General features: G+C 64.5%; 20 protein-coding genes and 1 riboswitch. Of the genes, 18 read left to right on the top strand and 2 right to left on the bottom strand.

Annotated features, from left to right (window positions below; genetic code table 11):
- Position 1: 1 nt before the first annotated feature.
- Genes ArtHe_RS01660 through ArtHe_RS01670 form a run of 3 tightly spaced genes read left to right on the top strand, consistent with a single transcriptional unit; the run spans position 2 to position 2,883 of the window.
- A complete protein-coding gene (locus tag ArtHe_RS01660; protein WP_248318468.1) occupies positions 2-1,156 on the top strand; it encodes an ABC transporter ATP-binding protein in 1,155 nt (384 codons plus the stop codon).
- Complete coding sequence (locus ArtHe_RS01665) at positions 1,156-2,076, top strand: ABC transporter permease (protein WP_248318469.1); 921 nt, start codon at positions 1,156-1,158, stop codon at positions 2,074-2,076. Before ArtHe_RS01660 ends, ArtHe_RS01665 begins: the two co-directional genes overlap by 1 nt.
- A 9-nt stretch (positions 2,077-2,085) precedes the next feature.
- Complete coding sequence (locus ArtHe_RS01670; RefSeq protein ID WP_066298609.1) at positions 2,086-2,883, top strand: ABC transporter permease; 798 nt, start codon at positions 2,086-2,088, stop codon at positions 2,881-2,883.
- A gap of 7 nt (positions 2,884-2,890) precedes the next feature.
- On the opposite strand, the gene ArtHe_RS01675 is transcribed toward ArtHe_RS01670, so the two are convergent.
- Positions 2,891-3,628 carry a DUF72 domain-containing protein gene (locus ArtHe_RS01675; RefSeq protein WP_248318470.1) on the bottom strand — a complete coding sequence of 246 codons (738 nt, stop codon included), beginning with the start codon at positions 3,626-3,628 and terminating at the stop codon, positions 2,891-2,893.
- A 110-nt stretch (positions 3,629-3,738) separates the two neighbouring features.
- Between ArtHe_RS01675 and ArtHe_RS01680 the strand changes: the two genes are divergently transcribed.
- From ArtHe_RS01680 to ArtHe_RS01700, 5 genes are all read left to right on the top strand, one after another.
- Positions 3,739-4,221, top strand: coding sequence for an SRPBCC domain-containing protein (locus ArtHe_RS01680; RefSeq protein WP_248318471.1), 483 nt, complete (start codon positions 3,739-3,741; stop codon positions 4,219-4,221).
- Positions 4,222-4,366: 145 nt separating this feature from the next.
- Complete coding sequence (locus ArtHe_RS01685; protein WP_248318472.1) at positions 4,367-5,356, top strand: LLM class flavin-dependent oxidoreductase; 990 nt, start codon at positions 4,367-4,369, stop codon at positions 5,354-5,356.
- 92 nt (positions 5,357-5,448) lie between these two features.
- A complete protein-coding gene (locus ArtHe_RS01690) occupies positions 5,449-5,919 on the top strand; it encodes a thioesterase family protein (RefSeq protein ID WP_246168657.1) in 471 nt (156 codons plus the stop codon).
- 132 nt (positions 5,920-6,051) lie between these two features.
- Positions 6,052-6,597: a YetF domain-containing protein gene (locus ArtHe_RS01695; protein WP_248318473.1), complete on the top strand. Its 546-nt coding sequence runs from the start codon at positions 6,052-6,054 to the stop codon at positions 6,595-6,597.
- Between the two features lie 206 nt (positions 6,598-6,803).
- A complete protein-coding gene (locus tag ArtHe_RS01700) occupies positions 6,804-7,007 on the top strand; it encodes a cold-shock protein (RefSeq protein ID WP_055240158.1) in 204 nt (67 codons plus the stop codon).
- An 86-nt stretch (positions 7,008-7,093) separates the two neighbouring features.
- Here ArtHe_RS01700 and glsA read toward each other — a convergent pair whose 3' ends face one another.
- On the bottom strand, positions 7,094-8,908 hold the full coding sequence (gene glsA / locus ArtHe_RS01705) for a glutaminase A (protein WP_248318474.1): 1,815 nt from the start codon (positions 8,906-8,908) through the stop codon (positions 7,094-7,096).
- A 210-nt stretch (positions 8,909-9,118) separates the two neighbouring features.
- Between glsA and ArtHe_RS01710 the strand changes: the two genes are divergently transcribed.
- The 10 genes from ArtHe_RS01710 to ArtHe_RS01755 all read left to right on the top strand — a co-directional run bounded on the left by ArtHe_RS01710 (position 9,119) and on the right by ArtHe_RS01755 (position 18,283).
- The gene (locus tag ArtHe_RS01710) at positions 9,119-9,322 is read left to right on the top strand and encodes a cold-shock protein (protein ID WP_066298618.1); all 204 of its coding nucleotides are present in this window, start codon (positions 9,119-9,121) and stop codon (positions 9,320-9,322) included.
- Positions 9,323-9,571: 249 nt separating this feature from the next.
- Positions 9,572-9,698: riboswitch (SAM riboswitch) on the top strand.
- Complete coding sequence (locus ArtHe_RS01715) at positions 9,679-9,852, top strand: hypothetical protein (protein WP_248318475.1); 174 nt, start codon at positions 9,679-9,681, stop codon at positions 9,850-9,852. (Overlaps the previous riboswitch by 20 nt.)
- Entirely contained in the window at positions 9,849-10,274 is a 426-nt protein-coding gene (locus ArtHe_RS01720) for a hypothetical protein (protein ID WP_248318476.1), read from the top strand. The genes ArtHe_RS01715 and ArtHe_RS01720 overlap by 4 nt, the downstream gene beginning before the upstream one ends.
- Positions 10,275-10,361: 87 nt before the next feature.
- On the top strand, positions 10,362-11,666 hold the full coding sequence (locus ArtHe_RS01725; RefSeq protein WP_066298623.1) for an Nramp family divalent metal transporter: 1,305 nt from the start codon (positions 10,362-10,364) through the stop codon (positions 11,664-11,666).
- 201 nt (positions 11,667-11,867) lie between these two features.
- Positions 11,868-13,334, top strand: a complete 1,467-nt coding sequence (locus tag ArtHe_RS01730) for a serine/threonine-protein kinase (RefSeq protein WP_248318477.1) — start codon at positions 11,868-11,870, stop codon at positions 13,332-13,334.
- A gap of 42 nt (positions 13,335-13,376) precedes the next feature.
- On the top strand, positions 13,377-13,772 hold the full coding sequence (locus ArtHe_RS01735) for a YchJ family protein (protein WP_066298628.1): 396 nt from the start codon (positions 13,377-13,379) through the stop codon (positions 13,770-13,772).
- A gap of 145 nt (positions 13,773-13,917) precedes the next feature.
- Positions 13,918-14,973, top strand: coding sequence for a zinc-dependent alcohol dehydrogenase family protein (locus tag ArtHe_RS01740; protein ID WP_248318478.1), 1,056 nt, complete (start codon positions 13,918-13,920; stop codon positions 14,971-14,973).
- 102 nt (positions 14,974-15,075) lie between these two features.
- Positions 15,076-16,101 (top strand): zinc-binding dehydrogenase, encoded by a 1,026-nt coding sequence (locus ArtHe_RS01745; RefSeq protein WP_248318479.1) that lies wholly within the window; start codon positions 15,076-15,078, stop codon positions 16,099-16,101.
- Positions 16,102-16,325: 224 nt separating this feature from the next.
- On the top strand, positions 16,326-16,739 hold the full coding sequence (locus ArtHe_RS01750; protein WP_248318480.1) for a nuclear transport factor 2 family protein: 414 nt from the start codon (positions 16,326-16,328) through the stop codon (positions 16,737-16,739).
- Positions 16,736-18,283 carry a cytosine permease gene (locus tag ArtHe_RS01755; RefSeq protein ID WP_248318481.1) on the top strand — a complete coding sequence of 516 codons (1,548 nt, stop codon included), beginning with the start codon at positions 16,736-16,738 and terminating at the stop codon, positions 18,281-18,283. Before ArtHe_RS01750 ends, ArtHe_RS01755 begins: the two co-directional genes overlap by 4 nt.
- The last annotated feature ends 175 nt before the right edge of the window (positions 18,284-18,458 follow it).

Consider the following 18,458-nt stretch of genomic DNA (forward strand, 5'->3'; position numbering starts at 1 on the left):
GATGAGCACCACAGAACTCTCCCGGGAATCCGGGGCGGCGGACAAGGGCAGCGGCGCGGACCTGGTCCTGTCCGGGATCACCAAACGCTTCAGCGACTTCACCGCCGTCGACAACCTGGACCTGGTGATCCCCTCCGGTTCCTTCTTCGCCCTGCTGGGCCCCTCCGGCTGCGGAAAAACGACGACGCTGCGTATGGTCGCCGGGCTGGAACAGCCCACCGCCGGCAGCATCAGCCTCGGCGGCAAGGACATTACGGGCACCAGTTCGTACCAGCGCCCGGTCAACACCGTCTTCCAGAACTACGCGCTCTTTCCGCACATGAGCGTGCTGGACAATGTGGCCTTCGGGCTCAAGCGCCGCAAGGTCCGCGACGCCGATGCCCAGGCCAAGGCCGCCCTTGATCTGGTGGAGCTCAGCCACCTGGCAACGCGGCGTCCGGCCCAGCTTTCCGGCGGGCAGCAGCAGCGGGTCGCACTGGCCCGCGCCGTCGTGAACCAGCCGGCGGTCCTGCTCCTGGACGAACCGCTCGGGGCACTGGACATGAAGCTGCGCCGCCAGATGCAGGTGGAACTGAAGAAGATCCAGACCGAGGTCGGCCTGACCTTCGTCCATGTCACCCACGACCAGGAAGAGGCCATGACCATGGCCGACACCGTGGCCGTGATGAACCACGGCCAGGTTGAGCAGATGGGCCCGCCGCAGGAACTGTACGACCTTCCGCGAACAGCATTTGTCGCGAACTTCCTGGGCAAGTCCAACCTCATGCCGGCCACGGTGACCGGAGAAGCCGGTGAGTTCCTCCAGCTGGATGTGGCGGGCAATGCCCTGACCCTGCTGAAGGACCGGGCCACAGACCACAGCGGCCGGATCCTGGTTGGGATCCGGCCGGAGAAACTGCGGATGGAAGCGGATCTGGCTACCTCGGCGCAGGGAGCCATCCGGGGCGTGGTCCTGGATGCTTCCTTCACCGGAGCCAGCACGGAGTACCTGGTCGAGGCAGAGGGGATCGGCACGGTTGGCGTTTTTGCGCAGAACCACGGCGGTGCCCTGTTCGCTGACGGGGACCGGGTCCGCCTGGCCTGGGATCCCACGCACGCCTTCGGGCTCAGCGGAAGCGAGGACCGGGAGGCCGGAGCCGGAGAGGACGGCCTCTGATGGCGCTGCTGACCGCGGGGAAAGCCACCGGTCCCAGTGCTGCCGAGGAGGAAGCGAGTAAACGGCGCGGACGGGTCGGTTACCTGCTGATCCTTCCGGGATTCATTTTCCTGCTCCTGTTCTTCGCACTGCCGGTGGTTTCGCTGCTGGCGACCTCGCTCTACGTCAAGCCGGAGGGGGCCGACGTCGGGCAGTTTGTTCCGGCGCTGGAGTTCGGCAACTACCTGGTGGTCCTGCGGGACTACTGGCCGGCGCTGCTGCGATCCTTCGGGTTCGCGCTGATCGCCACCGTGGCCGCCCTGATCATCGGTTACCCCATGGCCTACCTGGTGGCTGTCCGGCTGCGGGAGCGGAAGCTGCTCAAGGGCATCCTGCTGGTGCTGATCATCGCCCCCTTCTTCACCAGCTTCATCCTGCGCACGCAGGCCTGGAAGCAGATCCTGGCGGATGAGGGGCCGGTGGTGTCGGTACTCCGGTCGCTGGCCCTGCTGCCGGAGGACGGGCGTCTCACCGCCACGGCGTTCGCCGTGATCTGCGGCCTGACCTACAACTTCCTGCCGTTTATGACCCTGCCGATCTACGCCAACCTGGAGCGGTTGGATACCCGGCTGATTGAGGCCGGCGGGGATCTGTACGCGAACGGCTTCACCACTTTCCGCAAGGTCACCTTTCCGCTTTCCCTGCCCGGTGTGATGGCCGGGACCCTGCTGACCTTTATTCCGGCCACGGGCGACTACGTGAACGCGGCACTGCTGGGCAACAACCAGAACACCACCATGATCGGCCAGGTCATCGATTCCCGTTTCTTCCGGGTGGTGGACTACCCGGGGGCCTCCGCCCTGTCCTTCCTCCTCATGCTGGCGATCCTGTTCCTGGTGAGCCTGTACGTGCGGCGTTTCGGCACCAAAGAACTGATGTAAGGACAAGCCATGAAACAGAAAATAGGCCGCTGGCTGGTGCCGGTATTCGGGGGACTGGCGTTCCTGTTCCTGCTGGTTCCGATCGCCTACGTGTTCGCCTTCTCCTTTAACGACGCCGGCCGCACCAACCTGACCTGGCGGGGCTTCACGCTGGAGAACTGGAAAAACCCCTGCGGCGCACCGGATGTGTGCCAGGCACTGGGCAACAGCCTCCAGATCGGGTTCATTGCCACGGTCCTGGCCACTACGCTTGGCACGGCCATCGCCATTGGGCTGGTGCGCTACCGGTTCAAGTTCAATGCGACGGCGAACATGCTCATCTTCCTGCCGCTGGCCACCCCGGAAGTGGTCCTGGGTGCTTCCCTGCTGGCACAGTTCCTCAACCTTGGCGCCGAACTGGGAATGGGCACCGTGATCATCGCCCACACCATGTTCTGCATCTCTTTCGTGGTGGTGACGGTCAAGGCCCGGGTGGCGAGCCTGGACCCGAAGCTCGAGGAGGCCGCCGGAGACCTGTATGCCTCGCCGGTCCAGGCGTTCTGGCGGGTCACCTTTCCGCTGCTGCTGCCCGGAATCGTCGCGGCCGCGCTGCTCGCCTTCGCCATGAGCTTCGACGACTTCATCATCACCAACTTCAACTCAGGCAACGTTGATACGTTCCCCAAGTTCATCTACGTCGCCGCAACCCGCGGAATCCCGGCGCAGGCCAATGTGATCGGCTCGGCCATGTTCATCCTCGCCCTGCTGGTGGTGATCGGCGGCCAGGTGCTCTCGCACCGGCGGGCGAAAATGCTCGCCGCCCGCTGACCCGAAATTATCCGATCCTGGACAGCAGTTCCCGAAGGCGCCGCGCGTTATGCACCGCGGCGCCTTCGCCGTCGTTATTGAAATAGGCATAGACATCCCGGCCGGAACCCTGCCATTCCCGGATCCGGTCCGCCCACCAGCGCAGGTCTGACTCAGTATAGGAACCGGCGTACAGGACATTTTGGTCCGGCCCGTGCAGCCGGATGTAGACGAAGTCCGCGGTGGCCTCGAGGAGGCAGGGCAGCCTGGCTCCGCTCATCACGCAGTACGCAGCGTTGTGCTCCGCGAGCAGGGCAAAAACCTCCGGGGCGTTCCAGCTGGCATGCCGGAACTCCACGGACACCCGCATACCGCCCGGCAGGGCGGACAGCACAGCGGCCAGCCGTCCGTCGTCGCGCTCCAAATCCGGCGGAAGCTGCAGCAGCAGCACGCCGGCACGCGGTCCCAGTTCCTGCCAGCAGTGGGAGATCCGCTCTATCCAGGTGCCGGGCCCGCGGAGCTTCCGCGCGTGCGTCAGCCCCCGGGGCGCCTTGACGGAGAACTCGAAGCCGGCCGGCAGCCGGTCCCGGTACCGGGCGAAAGCCTCTTCCCGGGGCCAGCGGTAGAAACTGCCGTTGAATTCCACCGTGTCAAAGCGCTCCGCGTAGTACTCGAGCCATCTGGCGGCCGGCACACCCGATGGATAGAACCGGCCCCGCCAATGCGGGTACGTCCAGCCGGAGGTTCCAATGCGCAGTCTGCTCACGCCAGCCAAGGTACGCCCATGGGCTGAAAACCGGTGGAGCGCCGTGCCTGCTGCCGCCGTCGGACGCACACTTAAAGGGACCACCGAGGTTCTTCGAGGAAGGGCACACCATGGCACAGCCAGCAGAATCCGGTTCCCGCCGGGGAATCTACCTGGAAATGGTGCGGAGCTTCGCTGCCCAGCCGGAGGCCGTTTATAACGCCTGGGCAGACCTGGCCCACGCCACCGACTGGTGGGGTCCTGAAGGCTTCATTGTCCCGGCAGACCGGGTCAGTGTGGATGACCGGGAGGGCGGAAAATACAAGGCCTGCATGGTCAACACCATCACCGGCGACGAGCTGTGGTGGGGCGGCACACTCGAACGGCTGGACCCGCCGGACCATCTTTCGATGACTCAGCAGTGGGAAGATCCGGACGGCAGCCCGGCCAGCAACCTCACCCTGATCACGGTGGACCTGGAACCGCACAACGGCGGAACACAGATGACCTTCCGGCAGGGACCGTTTCCGAAAGCCGAGGACCGCGACGGCCACGAAACCGGCTGGAGCCAGTCCTTCCACCGGCTTTCGAACTTCCTGGCGCGCCACCGGTGACCTGCGGCTGGACGGGGATGGGACCCGGTTGAAATAAGCCGGGCACCTTTGCGGTTGAACCAAGTGTCCCGTCCTGCACCGCCTGCCCCCAGCGGCGCTGCAGCGAAGGGACAGGACAAACACCGCAACGAAAGGCCAGCATTCCATGCCGTACCCGCTCTCCATCCTCGACTTCGCATCCATTGAAGAGGGCGGAACCGCAACGGATTCCTTCCGGGACAGCCTGGCCCTGGCACAGCACGCAGAGAAGCTGGGCTACCGGCGGATCTGGTACGCCGAGCACCACAACATGCCGACCATCGCATCGTCTGCCACCAGCGTGCTCATCTCCTACATCGGTGCCCATACGTCCTCGATCCGGCTCGGCGCCGGCGGCATCATGCTGCCGAACCACGCTCCGCTGACCATCGCTGAGCAGTTCGGCACCCTGGAATCCCTCTACCCCGGACGTATTGACCTGGGTCTTGGCCGGGCACCGGGCAGCGACCAGAAGACCATGAGGGCGCTGCGGCGGGACCCAATGTCCGCTGACAGCTTCCCGCGGGATGTCCAGGAGCTGCAGGGGTACCTGACCGGCAACAGCCTAATCCCGGGCATCGACGCGATCCCCGGCAAGGGGACCAACGTCCCGCTCTACATTCTGGGCTCCTCCTTGTTCGGTGCCCGCCTGGCCGCTGCACTGGGCCTGCCATACTCCTTCGCCTCGCATTTCGCCCCGCAGGCCCTGCAGGACGCCGTCGCCCTGTACCGCCGGGAGTTCCAGCCCTCCGCGCAGCTCGCGGAGCCGTATGTTATTGCCGGCGTGAATGTGCTCGCAGCGGACACCACCGAAGAAGCCGAGGCCATCTTTGCGCAGTCCCAGCGCCGCCGGGTCACCCAGCTGCTCGGCAAGGACCGGACCTACACGGACGAAGAAGCGGACCTGGTGCTCGAGTCACCCGCCGGCCAGCACATCAAGATGATGGGCCACTACTCCGGTGTGGGCACCACCGCCCAGGTACGGGAGTACCTGGACTGGTTCGCTGAGCATGCCCAGGCGGACGAGCTGATCGTCGCCACGCACGCTGCCACGCTGGAGCAGCGGCTGCGGTCCTTCACGCTCCTGGCCCAGGTGATGCAGACCGCCGGAGCGTAGCCGCGGATCCCGGGGCAGCCGCAGGGCTGCTCCGGGCGTAACGCGGCAGCCGCAGCAGGGGTGCAATGCAGCCCTGTGCCAAAATCGGATTCATGACGAATTCTTCCCATGTCATCCGTGTGAACGTGCCCATGCGGTGGTCGGACATGGACGCCTACGGCCACATCAACAACGTGGAGATCCTCCGCATGCTGGAAGAAGCACGCATCCTGGCCTTTGGCCCGCCCGGCGGCACCGGGGCACCGGGCACGGAACCGCCTATCGCACTCTTCAACTCGGTCCCGGCGAACACACAGTCCCTGATTTCCGAGCATCGGGTGAAGTACCTGGCTCCGCTGGAGTACCGCAACATCCCGGCGGACGTCGATATCTGGATCAGCTCGGTGAAAGCAGCGAGCCTGGGCATCTCCTATCTGGTGTCCGACCCGGTGACCGGAGCGCCGTGCGTCAAGGCGGAGACCGTCCTGGCTTTTGTCGATGGCGCATCCGGCCGCCTGCTGAGGGTGAGTGCGGAACAGCGGGAGCTGATCCGTCCCTGGGCCGGGGAATCGGTTTTCGCCTGAGCCGGGACTGACCCGGGACCTGAGGCTGACCCGGGACCTGAGGTGGGAAAGCGGGCGGAAGCGCTGACCGGGACAAGGGCTGCGGGCTAGTCTGGGCTGACGGGGACCAGGCGCATCCGTTAGGAGACCACCGTGTGGCACAGCCTTGGAATTTCGCCTCTTGAAGCGCTCTGGGTCGTTATTTCGGCCCTGGGCATCTATCTCGCCTTTTTCCTGCTGGTCCGGGGTTTTGGACAGCGCGCGCTGGCCAGCTGGTCGACTATGGACAAGGCGATAGTCATTGCCCTGGGTTCTGTCCTGGGCCGGGTGGTGCTCGGCTACACCCCCACGCTGGCGGCAGGCATCATCGGGCTGGCCACGATGTTCGGGATGCTGCGGCTGGAAGCCTACCTGCGGCAGACCAAGCACGGAACGTACCTGAGCAGCAGGCCAATTCTGCTGATGGCCGGAGAACAGGTCCTGGCCCAGGGGCTGAAGCGGGCCCGGATCCAGGAAGACGAGCTGTACTTCAAACTACGGCAGGCAGGGATCAGGAACTTTTCTGAGATCGCCCTGGTGATCCTGGAACCAACCGGGGATGTCAGTGTGCTCCGGCGGGGGCTTCCGATCGACCGGGTCCTGCTTCGGCGGATCGCCGACCGGGGCCGGATTCCGGCGGAATTCCTGCAGCCGGAGTGAGGTCCAGGCACCCTGTGGGGGAGGGATGTAGCACTCTCGGGAAAACTCGTGTATAGTCATTTTCAGTTGTTGTGTTGCGCGTTTTGTATTTCAAGCGGCGAAACCCATACGGGCTAGCCGCTTTTTCTGTAGAAGCGGTAAAAACGGACACCGCGACTGAAACCCCCGAAAGTCGGAGCGGTTTCGAGCAGAAAGAAGTATTAAAAATGGCTACAGGTACCGTGAAGTGGTTCAACTCCGAAAAGGGCTTCGGCTTCATTGAGCCGGACGACGGCAGCGCCGACGTCTTCGCTCACTACTCCGCTATCAACTCCAGCGGCTACAAGTCCCTCGAAGAGAACCAGAAGGTCTCCTTCGACACCGAGCAGGGCCCCAAGGGCCCGCAGGCCACGAACATCCAGGGCCTCTAATTCCAGAAGCCTAGACACCGCCGTAAAGGCTGGTATCTAAAAAGAAGAGCAGGACGGTTGCCCGTCCTGCTCTTCTTGTTTAACTGCTAGTCCTGCACCCGCACTGCCGTTTCACGCAGATACTGCTCCACCCGTGTGTAGGCGTCCTGGGTCAGGGCCCGCCAGAACTGCATGGCCAACCGCGGTTCGTCCGCTTCCATCCGGGCGATCTCCTCGGCCGGGAGCCGCCATACCTGGACCTCGCCGTCGGCCTTGACCGTGGTTTCCTGGCGCTTGTCGTCGCCGAGCGCCATTTCGCCGAAGGTCATGCCGGCGCCCAGCCGGTTCAGCTTCACCCGGTGCCCGTCAGGCCCAGGCATCAGAGTCTGCACATACCCGGAGGAAATAAAATACACGCCGCTGAACCGTTGCCCGATGCGCCGGATCACATCACCGTCGGCGTAGGAGAGTTCCTCCATCCGTCCGGCCAGATCCTCGGCGGCCTCCTGCCCCAGCGGGGCCAGGGCAGGGGAGTCCGCTGGGAGGATCCGCTCCGGCTGGACCAGATCCGCGCCGTAGCGCCCCAGCAGCTCGTCCTCGCACCATTCCACTGCGGCCGAGCGGGTGGCAAACGCGGGCACGGGGTGGCCGTGCTCCGTCAGATCGGCAGCCACGGTGCCGGCGGTATCCACCAGGGCCAGCTGCCTGCCGGAGTCCTTCAGCATCTGCGCCGCCTCACCGAACATCCGAAGGGCCACACCGGAGACTTCGTCCACGCTCCGCAGGTCCAGGACCACCAGTTCGACGTCGTCCTGAAGCGAGGAGAGCTCGCGGACCATCGCCTCGGCCCCGGCAAAAAGCAGATCCCCATTAAGCTCGAGGACGTGCGCGCGGTGCGCGTTGGCGCGGAGCACGGCGGCGGCTTCCTCGCTTCGGCGGATGCCGGACGGCGTGGTCCCGATGTCATAGGCGGCCCGGAGCGCTGAACGTCCGGTCCGTCCGGCCCGGACAAAGTGCAGTTCCAGGTCGTGGGACAGCCGCTGGCTGACCGCGACCCCGCGGACGCTGCTCCCGTGGGCATCCAGCGGCGGAGAATAAACAGCCAGCCCGATCTGGCCGGGCAGCACTGCGATCGTTCCGCCGCCCACACCGGACTTGGCGGGCATCCCGACACTGCTCATCCACGCGCCGGCATCGTCGTACATGCCGCAGGTCGCCATGACCGAAAGCACCCGTTCCACCGAAGCGATGTCCAGCACCTGCTCATTGCTCAGGGGATTGCGGCCGCTGTTGGCCAGCGTTGCAGCCATCATCGCCAGGTCGAGGGCAGTCACCATAACGGAGCACTGCCGGAAGTAGTCCTCGATCACCGGCGTCGGGTCGGATTCGATGATGCCGAAGCTGCGCAGCAGGTAGGCCAGAGCGTGGTTGCGGTGTCCGTGTTTCAACTCGGACTGGTAGATGCGCTCGCTGACGGATAGCTGGCGGCCCGCGAACGCCGAGTAGGTATTCAGGATCCGCTTGAAACGGGAGTTGCCGCCGGAACCACGCACCAGGGAAGTGGCCGTGAGGGCCCCCGCATTGATCATCGCATTGGCCGGCCGCCCCGTCCCTTCGGCGAGGGAGATTTCGTTGAAGGAATCTCCGGAAGGCTCGACGTCGACCTTGGCGTCGACGTCATCCATCCCGCGGTCGGCCAGCGCCAGCCCGTAAGTGAACGGCTTGGAGATCGACTGGATGCTGAATTCCTCGCGGGTGTCACCCACCTCGTAGACGTAGCCGTCGGCGGTGGCGAGGACGATTCCGAAACGGTCTGGATCAACGTTCGCCATGGCCGGAATGGAGCTGTAGGGTTTTCCGTCCTTGAGGTCGGAAATCTCGGCGTGGATGCGCTGCAGGTAGTGCTCGATCGGGGAGTCCATCTTTCCAGCCTAGGGGAGTCAAAAGACCCGTGACGCTGCTCTGGCCGCTGTGTATACTAGCCGCAGTTGTTGTGTTGAGCATTTTGTATCCAAGCGGCCGAAACCCAGATCCAGGGCAAAGCCGCTTTTTTTGTAGAACGCCGTAGACGGCACAGCAACTGGAAGCTCCCCGACGGTCGGGGATGTTTCGCCTCAGAAGGATGATTAAAAATGGCAACTGGCACCGTGAAATGGTTCAACTCTGAAAAGGGCTTCGGCTTCATCGAGCCCGACGACGGCAGCGCCGATGTTTTCGCCCACTACTCCGCCATCAATGCGAGCGGCTACCGCTCCCTCGAAGAGAACCAGAAGGTTAGCTTCGATACCGAACAGGGACCCAAGGGCCCCCAGGCGGTAAACATCCAGGCTGTCTAACTAAGACTTCCGGCCCCTTTCACGGGCCAGCTGGACGCAGATGCAGGACGGATTTCCGTCCTGCATCTGTTGTTTAAAACGGCTTTGCCGGCCCTGCATCCGATTCACCGGGGGTCCAGTGATGGCTGGAGTCATCAGGCGCTGCGGGTCACTGGAACAGCTAGTGAAAGGCACGTGGGCTCCGGCACAGATGACGCGGGCTGTAACGGAACACACATTGGGTCCGGCGTAAGGCTATACTTCCAACAGCTTCAAGAACTGCGGCCGCCAAGCTCCGACTTGGCCGCATACCAACCCCACGCTCGTTGGGTGGTTCGGATGAAGAAGCGGCCTGCACTCGCCCCAAGGGGCAACCGGTGCCAGGCAAGAGCACGCCGAAAGGACCGGCGCACGGCGCCGCACCCATGGACACATTTGTTCCCGCACGACCCTCCCTTCACGCAGTCAGCCTCCAGGAGTATGAAGCCCTGGTCAGCGGGCGGGAAGCCTTTATCAGCTTCCTGCTCGGCGACCCAGCCGCCGCAGCATGAGCGCTCCGGCAGGGCTGCTTCTCGATACGCCGGTGGTCGCGGAGGTGCGCGGTGCTGCCCCGGATCCCGGCGTCGTGGCCTTTCTGCGCAGCCGGAGCCATCTGCGCATTTTTGTCTCCGCCCTGACCCTTGCGGAGCTGGACTCGCAGGAAAGCCCCGACGGATGGCTCGACGAGTTCATTAATCGGTTTTCTGGGAACATCCTTCCGGTCAGCCACCACGTGGCGGTGGCGTGGCGGTCGCTGCCCTCCGTCCCAGCGGCGGAGACCGGAGACACGCGGGAGGCATTCCGCTCCCTCATTGCGGCCACTGCCATAGAGGCAGGTCTGACCGTCGTGACGCATGAAACCGGGGCTTATGAGGCCTATGGTGCACCTGTGGTTAGCCCGTTCAGAAAATTCGGCGCGGCGCAAGGGGTGTGAGAGAATTCATTGTCCCGGGTGAGCCCCGGCACATTGCCGCGGCTGCTGTCCCGCCGTGGCCTCTCGCACGATAGGAATCCCAGGCCGATGGCTGAGAACAACGCCCGCGCGGGTGCCGTCCCGCACTCCGAGCGCGTCGATGACGACGGCGGCGCACCCGCCAAATGGAAGATAGTTGGCCCCGGGCTGGTGGTCGCGGCAACCGGTGTCGGCGCGGCCGACATGGTCGCGACCCTGGTTGCCGGGTCCAGGTACGGCTACGGGCTGCTGTGGGCTGTCATCCTCGGCGTGATCCTGAAGATCATCCTGGTCGAAGGGGCCGGCCGCTTCACCCTGGCCACCGGAAAGACCATCTTCGAAGGCTGGCGTTCCCTCGGACGCTGGACCACCTGGTACTTCGGCCCGTACATCATGATCTGGGGCTTCGTCTACGGAGCGACGGCGATGTCCTCCGCGGCCCTCCCGCTTGCCGCGGTGTTCCCGGTCCTGCCGCTGTGGGCCTGGGCTATCTGCATGGGTCTGGCCGGTTTCGTCATGGTCTGGTTCGGCAAGTACGCCACCTTTGAGAAGATCACCGCAGTCCTGGTGGGCCTGATGTTCGTTTCCGTGGTGGGCCTGGCCATCATCGCCGTGCCGAACATCCCGGAGATGTTCAAGGGCCTCGTCCCGGTCATTCCGGAAGGCGGCGTCGTCTACACCCTGGCGCTTGCCGGCGGTGTCGGCGGCACCATCACTCTGGCCGCCTACGGGTACTGGCTCCGCGAAAAGGGCTGGTACACGCCCAAATGGATGAAGGTCATGCGGATCGACAACTCCATGGCCTACGTCATGACCGGCATCTTTGTGGTCGCCATGCTGATCGTTGGTGCCGAGGTTGTCCGGACCGCAGGCATCTCGCTCAGCGCCGGCGATGAGGGACTGCTGGACCTCTATGACGTGCTGAAGGTGGAGTACGGAGACTTCGTCGGCACCGGTTTCCTCGTGGGATTCTGGGCTGCCTCCTTCTCCTCGATCATCGGCGTGTGGAACGGTGTCTCCCTGATGTTCGCGGACTTCTGGGGCAATATGCGCGGCAAGGAATCCGGACACCCGGATACCCGGGTCGGCGGCAAGTACTTCAAGTTCTACGTGCTTTGGCTGACTTTCCCGCCGATGATCCTGTTCGCGCTGGGACAGCCGATCGGCCTGATCTTGGCCTACGGTGTCCTCGGTTCGCTGTTTATGCCCTTCCTTGCTCTGACCCTGCTGGGCCTGCTCAACGGCAAGCGGATTCCGAAGGCCTACGCCAACCGCCTGCACACAAACATCGCACTGGGAATCACCGCCCTGCTGTTCATCATCCTGGGACTGCAGCAGGCCTGGAAGGCGCTGGCCCCGGTCTTCGGCGGCTAAAGATTCCCTTTCCGCGTCCAGCCGCAGGCCGGGCGGGGGACAGCGGTCCAACTGCCCTGCCGGGGTCAAACGCGGCAGGGCAGTTTAGCGTATTCGACGGACTTCCACGAGGGAAAAACCCGGTTCAAAAATAAGTAGGCGGACCCCATCTACGTGCTGCAAACCACCCGTTACTCTTAAGTGGCGAGAGAAGGTTGCAGCATGGAAATCAGCGCAGCGGGTGGCCTGAATCGTCTGATTGCGGGCCGTTACCGACTCACCGAACCCATAGGCCACGGTGGCATGGCCACCGTCTATCGAGGACAGGATGAAGCTCTCGGCCGCGATATTGCGGTAAAGCTCTTCCGAGCCAGTGCTGTGGACCCCGACGACGTCGAGCGCCAAGACACGGAAATGCACCTGCTGGCCTCCCTCACCCACCCCGGGCTGGTCACCCTGTTTGATGCCGGTAAGGATGATGCCGGCCGCGACGACGGCGCCGCCGGCGAACCGCGTGCCTTCCTGGTCATGGAACTCATTGATGGTCCGGACCTTCGGAAACGACTGCGGGACAAACCCGTGCCGGCTGCCGACGTCGCGTATATCGGAGCCGAACTTGCCGGAGCGCTGGCCTATATCCACGCCCGTGGTGTTGTGCACCGGGACGTAAAGCCTGCCAATATTCTGCTGCCGCCGGCAATCGCGGGAACAGCGCCGCGGGCCAAGCTCACCGATTTCGGTATAGCGCGGATGGTGGATGGTGCCCGCATCACGGCAACCGGTGCGACCCTGGGCACCGCAAACTATCTGAGTCCCGAACAGGCGTCCGGCAGTTCCGCCTGTGCTTCGTCAGACATCTATTCGCTGGGGCTGGTCCTGCTGGAGAGCGTTACCGGACGGATCGAATTCGGGGGCAGCGCTGTGGAAGCGGCCGTCGCACGGCTGAGCCGGGACCCGGAGATTCCCGCAACCTTGGGACCACAGTGGCGGTCGCTGCTGACTGCCATGACAGCACGGACCCCGGAGGACAGGCCCACTGCGGGGGAGGTCTCTGCTTCCCTGCTGGATTTCCGCTGGGCGGGCGCATCCGCAGCGTTCCGTCCTGCAGCTGATGCTGGAGTTCCCGGGCCGGCACAGGACGCCGCCGAATCGATTGTGTCCGGGGCAGTCGCCGGAACGGTGGGAATGAGTGGAACAGCCGGAACAGCTGGGACGGGCGGCACGGGAACAGCGGGGCCGGAACCGGACCAGGAAGCGGCGGCTGTCCAGGGACCCGCGGCGCCTGTCCCCGCTGTGGAACAGGCGGCAGCCGCTTATTTATCGGATGGTGGTGGATCCGGCCATCCGGATGTCCACACACCCGCAGCCCCGCCGACACCCCCCTCGATTGGTCTGTTGCCGGTTTCCGCGCCCGTTGGCCGGCGGAACGGCGGGCGGTGGCGGACCAGCGGGTCACGCAGGATCAGCGGGTCACGCAGTGCCGTCCAGGGGTACGCGGGATCCGTCCGCGTGGCTCCCAGCCGTGCGGTGATTACCGGTCGGGCACTGCTTGCTGTCCTCGCCATGACCGTACTGACCGTCGCCGTCGTACTGGCAGCGGGGCGGGTGGGCGCCGCCGGCCAGGACCGCTACCCGGTTAATCCCGGGCACATCAGTGGAACAACTCCCCAGCCCATCAGCCCGCCGTAGACCTGTTTATGCACGGGACCCGGAGTCTCGCATACTTGTAGAATGACTTTCCCGGTGCTGAACACCTCCGACCGCTGCCCCTGCCTCAGCGGGGATACCTACGGCGGATGCTGCCACCGCTTCCATGCAGGCAGTGTCCCCGCCCCGACGGCGGAAGCACTGATGCGGTCCCGTTACTCCGCCTTCGTGACCGGAGACAGCAACTATCTGCTCCGCACCTGGCATCCGAGTGCGCGTCCCGCCCGGCTGGACCTGGATCCGGCACGCGTCTGGCGGCGGCTGGACATCCTGTCCACCCAGGCCGGCGGCCCCCTGGACTCCACCGGCGTCGTCGCTTTCGCCGCACATTACCGGGAGGATGATGCTCCCGGCGTCCAGAGCGAACGCAGCAGTTTCCTCCGGGAAGCAGGCCGTTGGCTGTATGTGGATGGTGAGTAGCCATTGAACCTTCCGCGGAGTGCGGCTCCGGCCTAAGGTTAGGGGCAGCCCGGCGGAAGGCTGGCGAAACCGGCACGTGCCAGGAAAGCCGGCAGCAGCGCTCAGCCGGGCCTGCCCCAGGCCAGACCGAGCGGACGAGGACACCATGAAAGCACTCGTTTACGAAGGACCCGGACAGAAATCCTGGAAGGATGTGCCGGACCCGCGCATCCAGGAACCGCGTGATGCGATCGTCCGGATTGACACCACCACCATCTGCGGAACAGACCTCCACATCCTGAAGGGTGATGTTCCTGCTGTCACTCCCGGGCGGATATTAGGGCACGAGGGTGTCGGCACCGTCACCGAAACCGGAACCGGGGTGAATTCCTTCAAGGTCGGAGACAAGGTCATTCTCGCCTGCGTGTCAGCCGATGGCTCCTGCACGTTCTGCAAGGAGGGACTCTATTCCCACTGCCTCGGCGATGAGGGGCAATCCGGGATCGGCTGGATTTTCGGGCACCTCATTGACGGCACGCAGGCGGAGTACGTCCGGGTGCCCTACGCGGACACTTCGATGTATCTCCTGCCGGAGGGTGTTTCCGAGGAACACGGTGTCCTGCTCAGCGACATTTTTCCAACCGGCTTCGAAATCGGCGTGCAGTATGGCCGGACCAAACCGGGCGACGTCGTAGCCGTCGTTGGCGCCGGGCCGGTTGGCCTTGCCGTCATTGCGACCGCCGGTCTCTACGGTGCGGCAAAGGTCATCGCCGTTGACCTGGACGCCAACCGGTTGCAGCAGGCGCGGCGCTTTGGTGCCACACACGGCGTTAATTCGGGTGACCGGGACTGGAAGGAACAGATCCTGGCCCAGACCGATGGCCTGGGCGTGGACGTTGCCGTGGAAGCTGTCGGCATCCCCGCCACCTTCGACATGTGCACGCAGATCGTGCGGCCGGGCGGCAACGTGGCAAACGTGGGTGTCCACGGCAAACCGGTCAGCCTGGCCCTGGACCAGCTGTGGATCAGGAATATTGATATCAGCACCGGCCTGGTCAACACGAACACCCTGTCCATGCTGCTGAAGCTGGTCGCAGAGGGAAAGCTGCCGGCCGATCAGTTCATCAGTCACCGGTACCCGCTGCAGGACATCATCACTGCCTATGACACCTTCTCCCGGGCAGCGGAAACCGATGCCCTCAAGGTGATTCTGCAGGCCTGACGGCAGTCGCCGGCTGTTTTGGCGCAAGTGTTACCCGGGCAGATAATGGGGTTCTGCGGCCGCACCCGCAGCCGCAGTTTCCACTGTTATAAGAGGTTTGCAATGTCTAACGGCACTACCCGGACGATGATCGCCGGACGCCTGAATGTCGAAACCGGAAAGTTCTCCATGCAGGAAGTTCCGGTGCCGGACCCGGGCCCCGGTTTCGTCCGTATCAAGGTGGGCGCGGCAGGCGTCTGCCTTTCAGATGTCCACCTGATCCAGGGCCTGCTCCGCCCCAAATTCCTTCAGGGCGATGAAGTCACGCTTGGCCACGAAGTGGCGGGGACGGTGGATCTCGCCGGTCCCGGCGTCACCGCGGTGGCGGCGGGGGACCGTGTAGTGGTCCAGGCGGGCTACGAGCACAATGGCAGGACTCTCACCATGGGAGTGGATTACGACGGCGGCTGGGCTGAGTATCTAGTGGTCCCGGCCGGTGTGCTGGTCCCGCTGGGTGACCAAATACCGTTCGACCAGGCATCGATCATTCCGGACGCCGTCTCCACTCCGTGGGGCGCCATCGCCTCCACCGCAGACGTGCGCGCCGGCGAATCCGTCGGCGTCTGGGGTATCGGCGGGCTGGGCGCCCACGGTGTGCAGCTGCTGCGGCTCATCGGGGCCGCACCGATTATTGCCGTGGACCCGATCCCGGAAGCCCGGGAACGGGCCCTCGCCTTCGGCGCCGACTACGCCCTGGATCCAATGGCAGGGAACTTTGCGGAGGCCATGGCGGCCGCGACCGGTGGGCGGGGCCTGGACGTGGCGCTCGATTTCGCCGGCGTCGACGCGGTCCGGACCCAGGCACTCGACTGCCTGGGACTGCGCGGGCGGCTGGTCCTCGTGGGCCTGAGCGGCAAACCGATGACCATCAGCGACAGCACCGAGTTTTCCTACGCCCGAAAGCAGATCCGCGGGCACTACGGATCCGAGGCGCATCACGTGCCCCAGCTGGTGTCCCTGGCGCGGCTGGGACGTCTGGACTTTGCCAAGTCCGTAAGCGCACGGATTCCGCTCGCCGACGCCGAGCAGGCCGTGAAATCCCTGGACGCCAAGGAAGGTAATCCGATCCGGCTGGTTTTGATCCCCTAACTACACACCAGCCGCAGTACTGAAGGGACCTTCCGCGCCTCCGGAAGGCCCCTTCTGTTATGCGGGTTGCGTTTCATGACGCGGGGGCGACGGATTTGCGGGACTGGCAGGTATAGGAGTTGCCTAATAAGCAACTCTTGATGTTTAGTAGTCACACTCGTGTTGCATTGGTGATGCGACCCACAGCCCTGCCCGCCGTTCCGGGCACAGTAAGGATGTCCGCCATGAATCTGACCCGCGATGAGGTCCAAGCCGCTGCCCAGCGTCTTGTCGCCGCGTTTGCCGCCACCGATACCGAGGCCTACTTCGGTGCCTTCGCCGAAGATGCCACGTTCGTGTTCCACACCGAGCCGGCGCGGCTGGAGTCACGGAGCGAATACCGTACCCTCTGGGAGGGCTGGACCGCCGAGGGCTGGGCCATTGAGTCCTGCACCAGCACGAATGCCCGGATCCAGCTCGCCGGCCCGTCCGCCGTCTTCACCCATGACGTGCACACCGTCGCCGGCACGCCCGGCGCAGCGGAAGAGACCCGGGAACGGGAGACCATTGTGTTCGCGCGCTCCACAGACGGCGCTGTCCTTGCTGTCCATGAACACCTGTCTCCGGCACCCGCGGCCACCGGGAACGAGGCAGCATGAGTACAACAACCGCGCCGGCTGCCCGGGTGGAACAACACGGCATTGAACCGATTCCCGCCCCGGAACGGACGTCCCGGCCCCTGGACCTCTTCCGCCTCTCTTTTGGCGGTGCCAACACCTTTGCCACGGTAGTGCTGGGATCCTTCCCGATTATCTTCGGCCTCTCCTTCCGCGATGCTTTGCTGGCCACGGTCCTGGGCCTGGTGGCCGGGGCCCTGGTCCTGGCGCCGATGGCGGTCTTCGGGCCGACCAACGGCACTAACAACGCTGTCTCCTCCTCGGCGCACCTGGGCGTGCACGGCCGCATCGTCGGCTCCTTCCTGTCCCTGCTGACTGCTTTCGCCTTCTTCTCCATCTCTGTCTGGAGCTCCGGCGACGCGCTGGTGGGCGGGGCCAACCGGCTGGTCGGCCTGCCGAACAACGTTTTCACGCTGAGCGTTGCGTACGCAGTGTTTGCCATCCTGATCCTCACCGTGTGCATCTACGGGTACCGGTTTATGCTGTGGGTCAACAAAATCGCCGTGGTTGCCGCTTCCGCGCTTTTCCTGCTGGGCATCGTCGCCTTCGCGGGTGCGTTCGACCCGTCCTACGCCGGAATTTTCGGGCCCGGTGCAGATGCCGAAACCGCTGCCTTGTACTGGCCTTCGTTTATCGGCGCAGCCCTAATTGTGATGTCCAACCCGGTGTCCTTCGGCGCCTTCCTGGGGGACTGGTCCCGCTACATCCCGGCAGAAACTCCCAAGATCCGGATTCTGGGAGCGGCATTCCTGGCCCAGATGGCCACCATGGTGCCGTTCCTCTTCGGCCTGGTCACCGCCACGATTATCGCCATCCAGGCGCCGGCATTCCTGGAAAGCTCGGATTACGTTGGCGGCCTGCTGGAAATCGCCCCGGCCTGGTACTTCCTGCCGGTGTGCCTGATCGCGCTGATCGGCGGTATGTCCACGGGCACCACCGCCCTCTACGGGACCGGCCTGGACTTCTCCTCTGTTTTCCCCCGGTTCTCCCGGATCCAGGCCACCATCTTCATCGGCACCGTTGCGATCATCTTCATCTTCGTTGGCCGGTTTGCCTTCAATATCGTCCAGAGCATCTCCACCTTCGCCGTGCTGATCATCACCTGCACCGCCCCCTGGATGATCATCATGATGGTCGGTTTCGTTACCCGCCGCGGCTGGTACGACTCCGATTCGCTGCAGGTCTTCAACCGCCGCCAGGTCGGAGGACGCTACTGGTTCAACAACGGCTGGAACTGGCGGGCCATGGGCGTCTGGGGCGTCTCTGCCGTCACGGGCCTGATGTTCGTCAACCTCCCGGGCCAGTTCGTTGGTCCGCTGGGCAACCTCGCGGCGGGTGTGGATCTGAGCATCCCGGTATCGATCGGCCTGGCCGCGCTGCTCTACCCGCTGGTATTGGCACTGTTCCCGGAACCGGCCGACGCCTACGGGCCCGAAGGCCCGCGGTTCGTCCGTGCCGCGGCACCTAAGAACACTCCGATCACCTCGGAGGACGCGGCTGCTGCTGATCCGGTAACCGCCGGCTAGGCCGTTGGCCGAGCACCACTTTTTGCTGTCCCTGCCCGCCTGGAGCTTTGTTCCGGGCGGGCAGGGACAGCGCTGTTTCCGGCCGCGTTAACACGGGGTGACCTCCTGTTTACGTCACCGCAATGCAGGGTTCGTACGATCAGGTTCTGCCCCCGCCGGTTCAACGCCTTGAGGT

The organism is Arthrobacter sp. Helios (assembly GCF_023167125.1).
Classification (GTDB): Bacteria; Actinomycetota; Actinomycetes; order Actinomycetales; family Micrococcaceae; genus Arthrobacter_B; species Arthrobacter_B luteolus.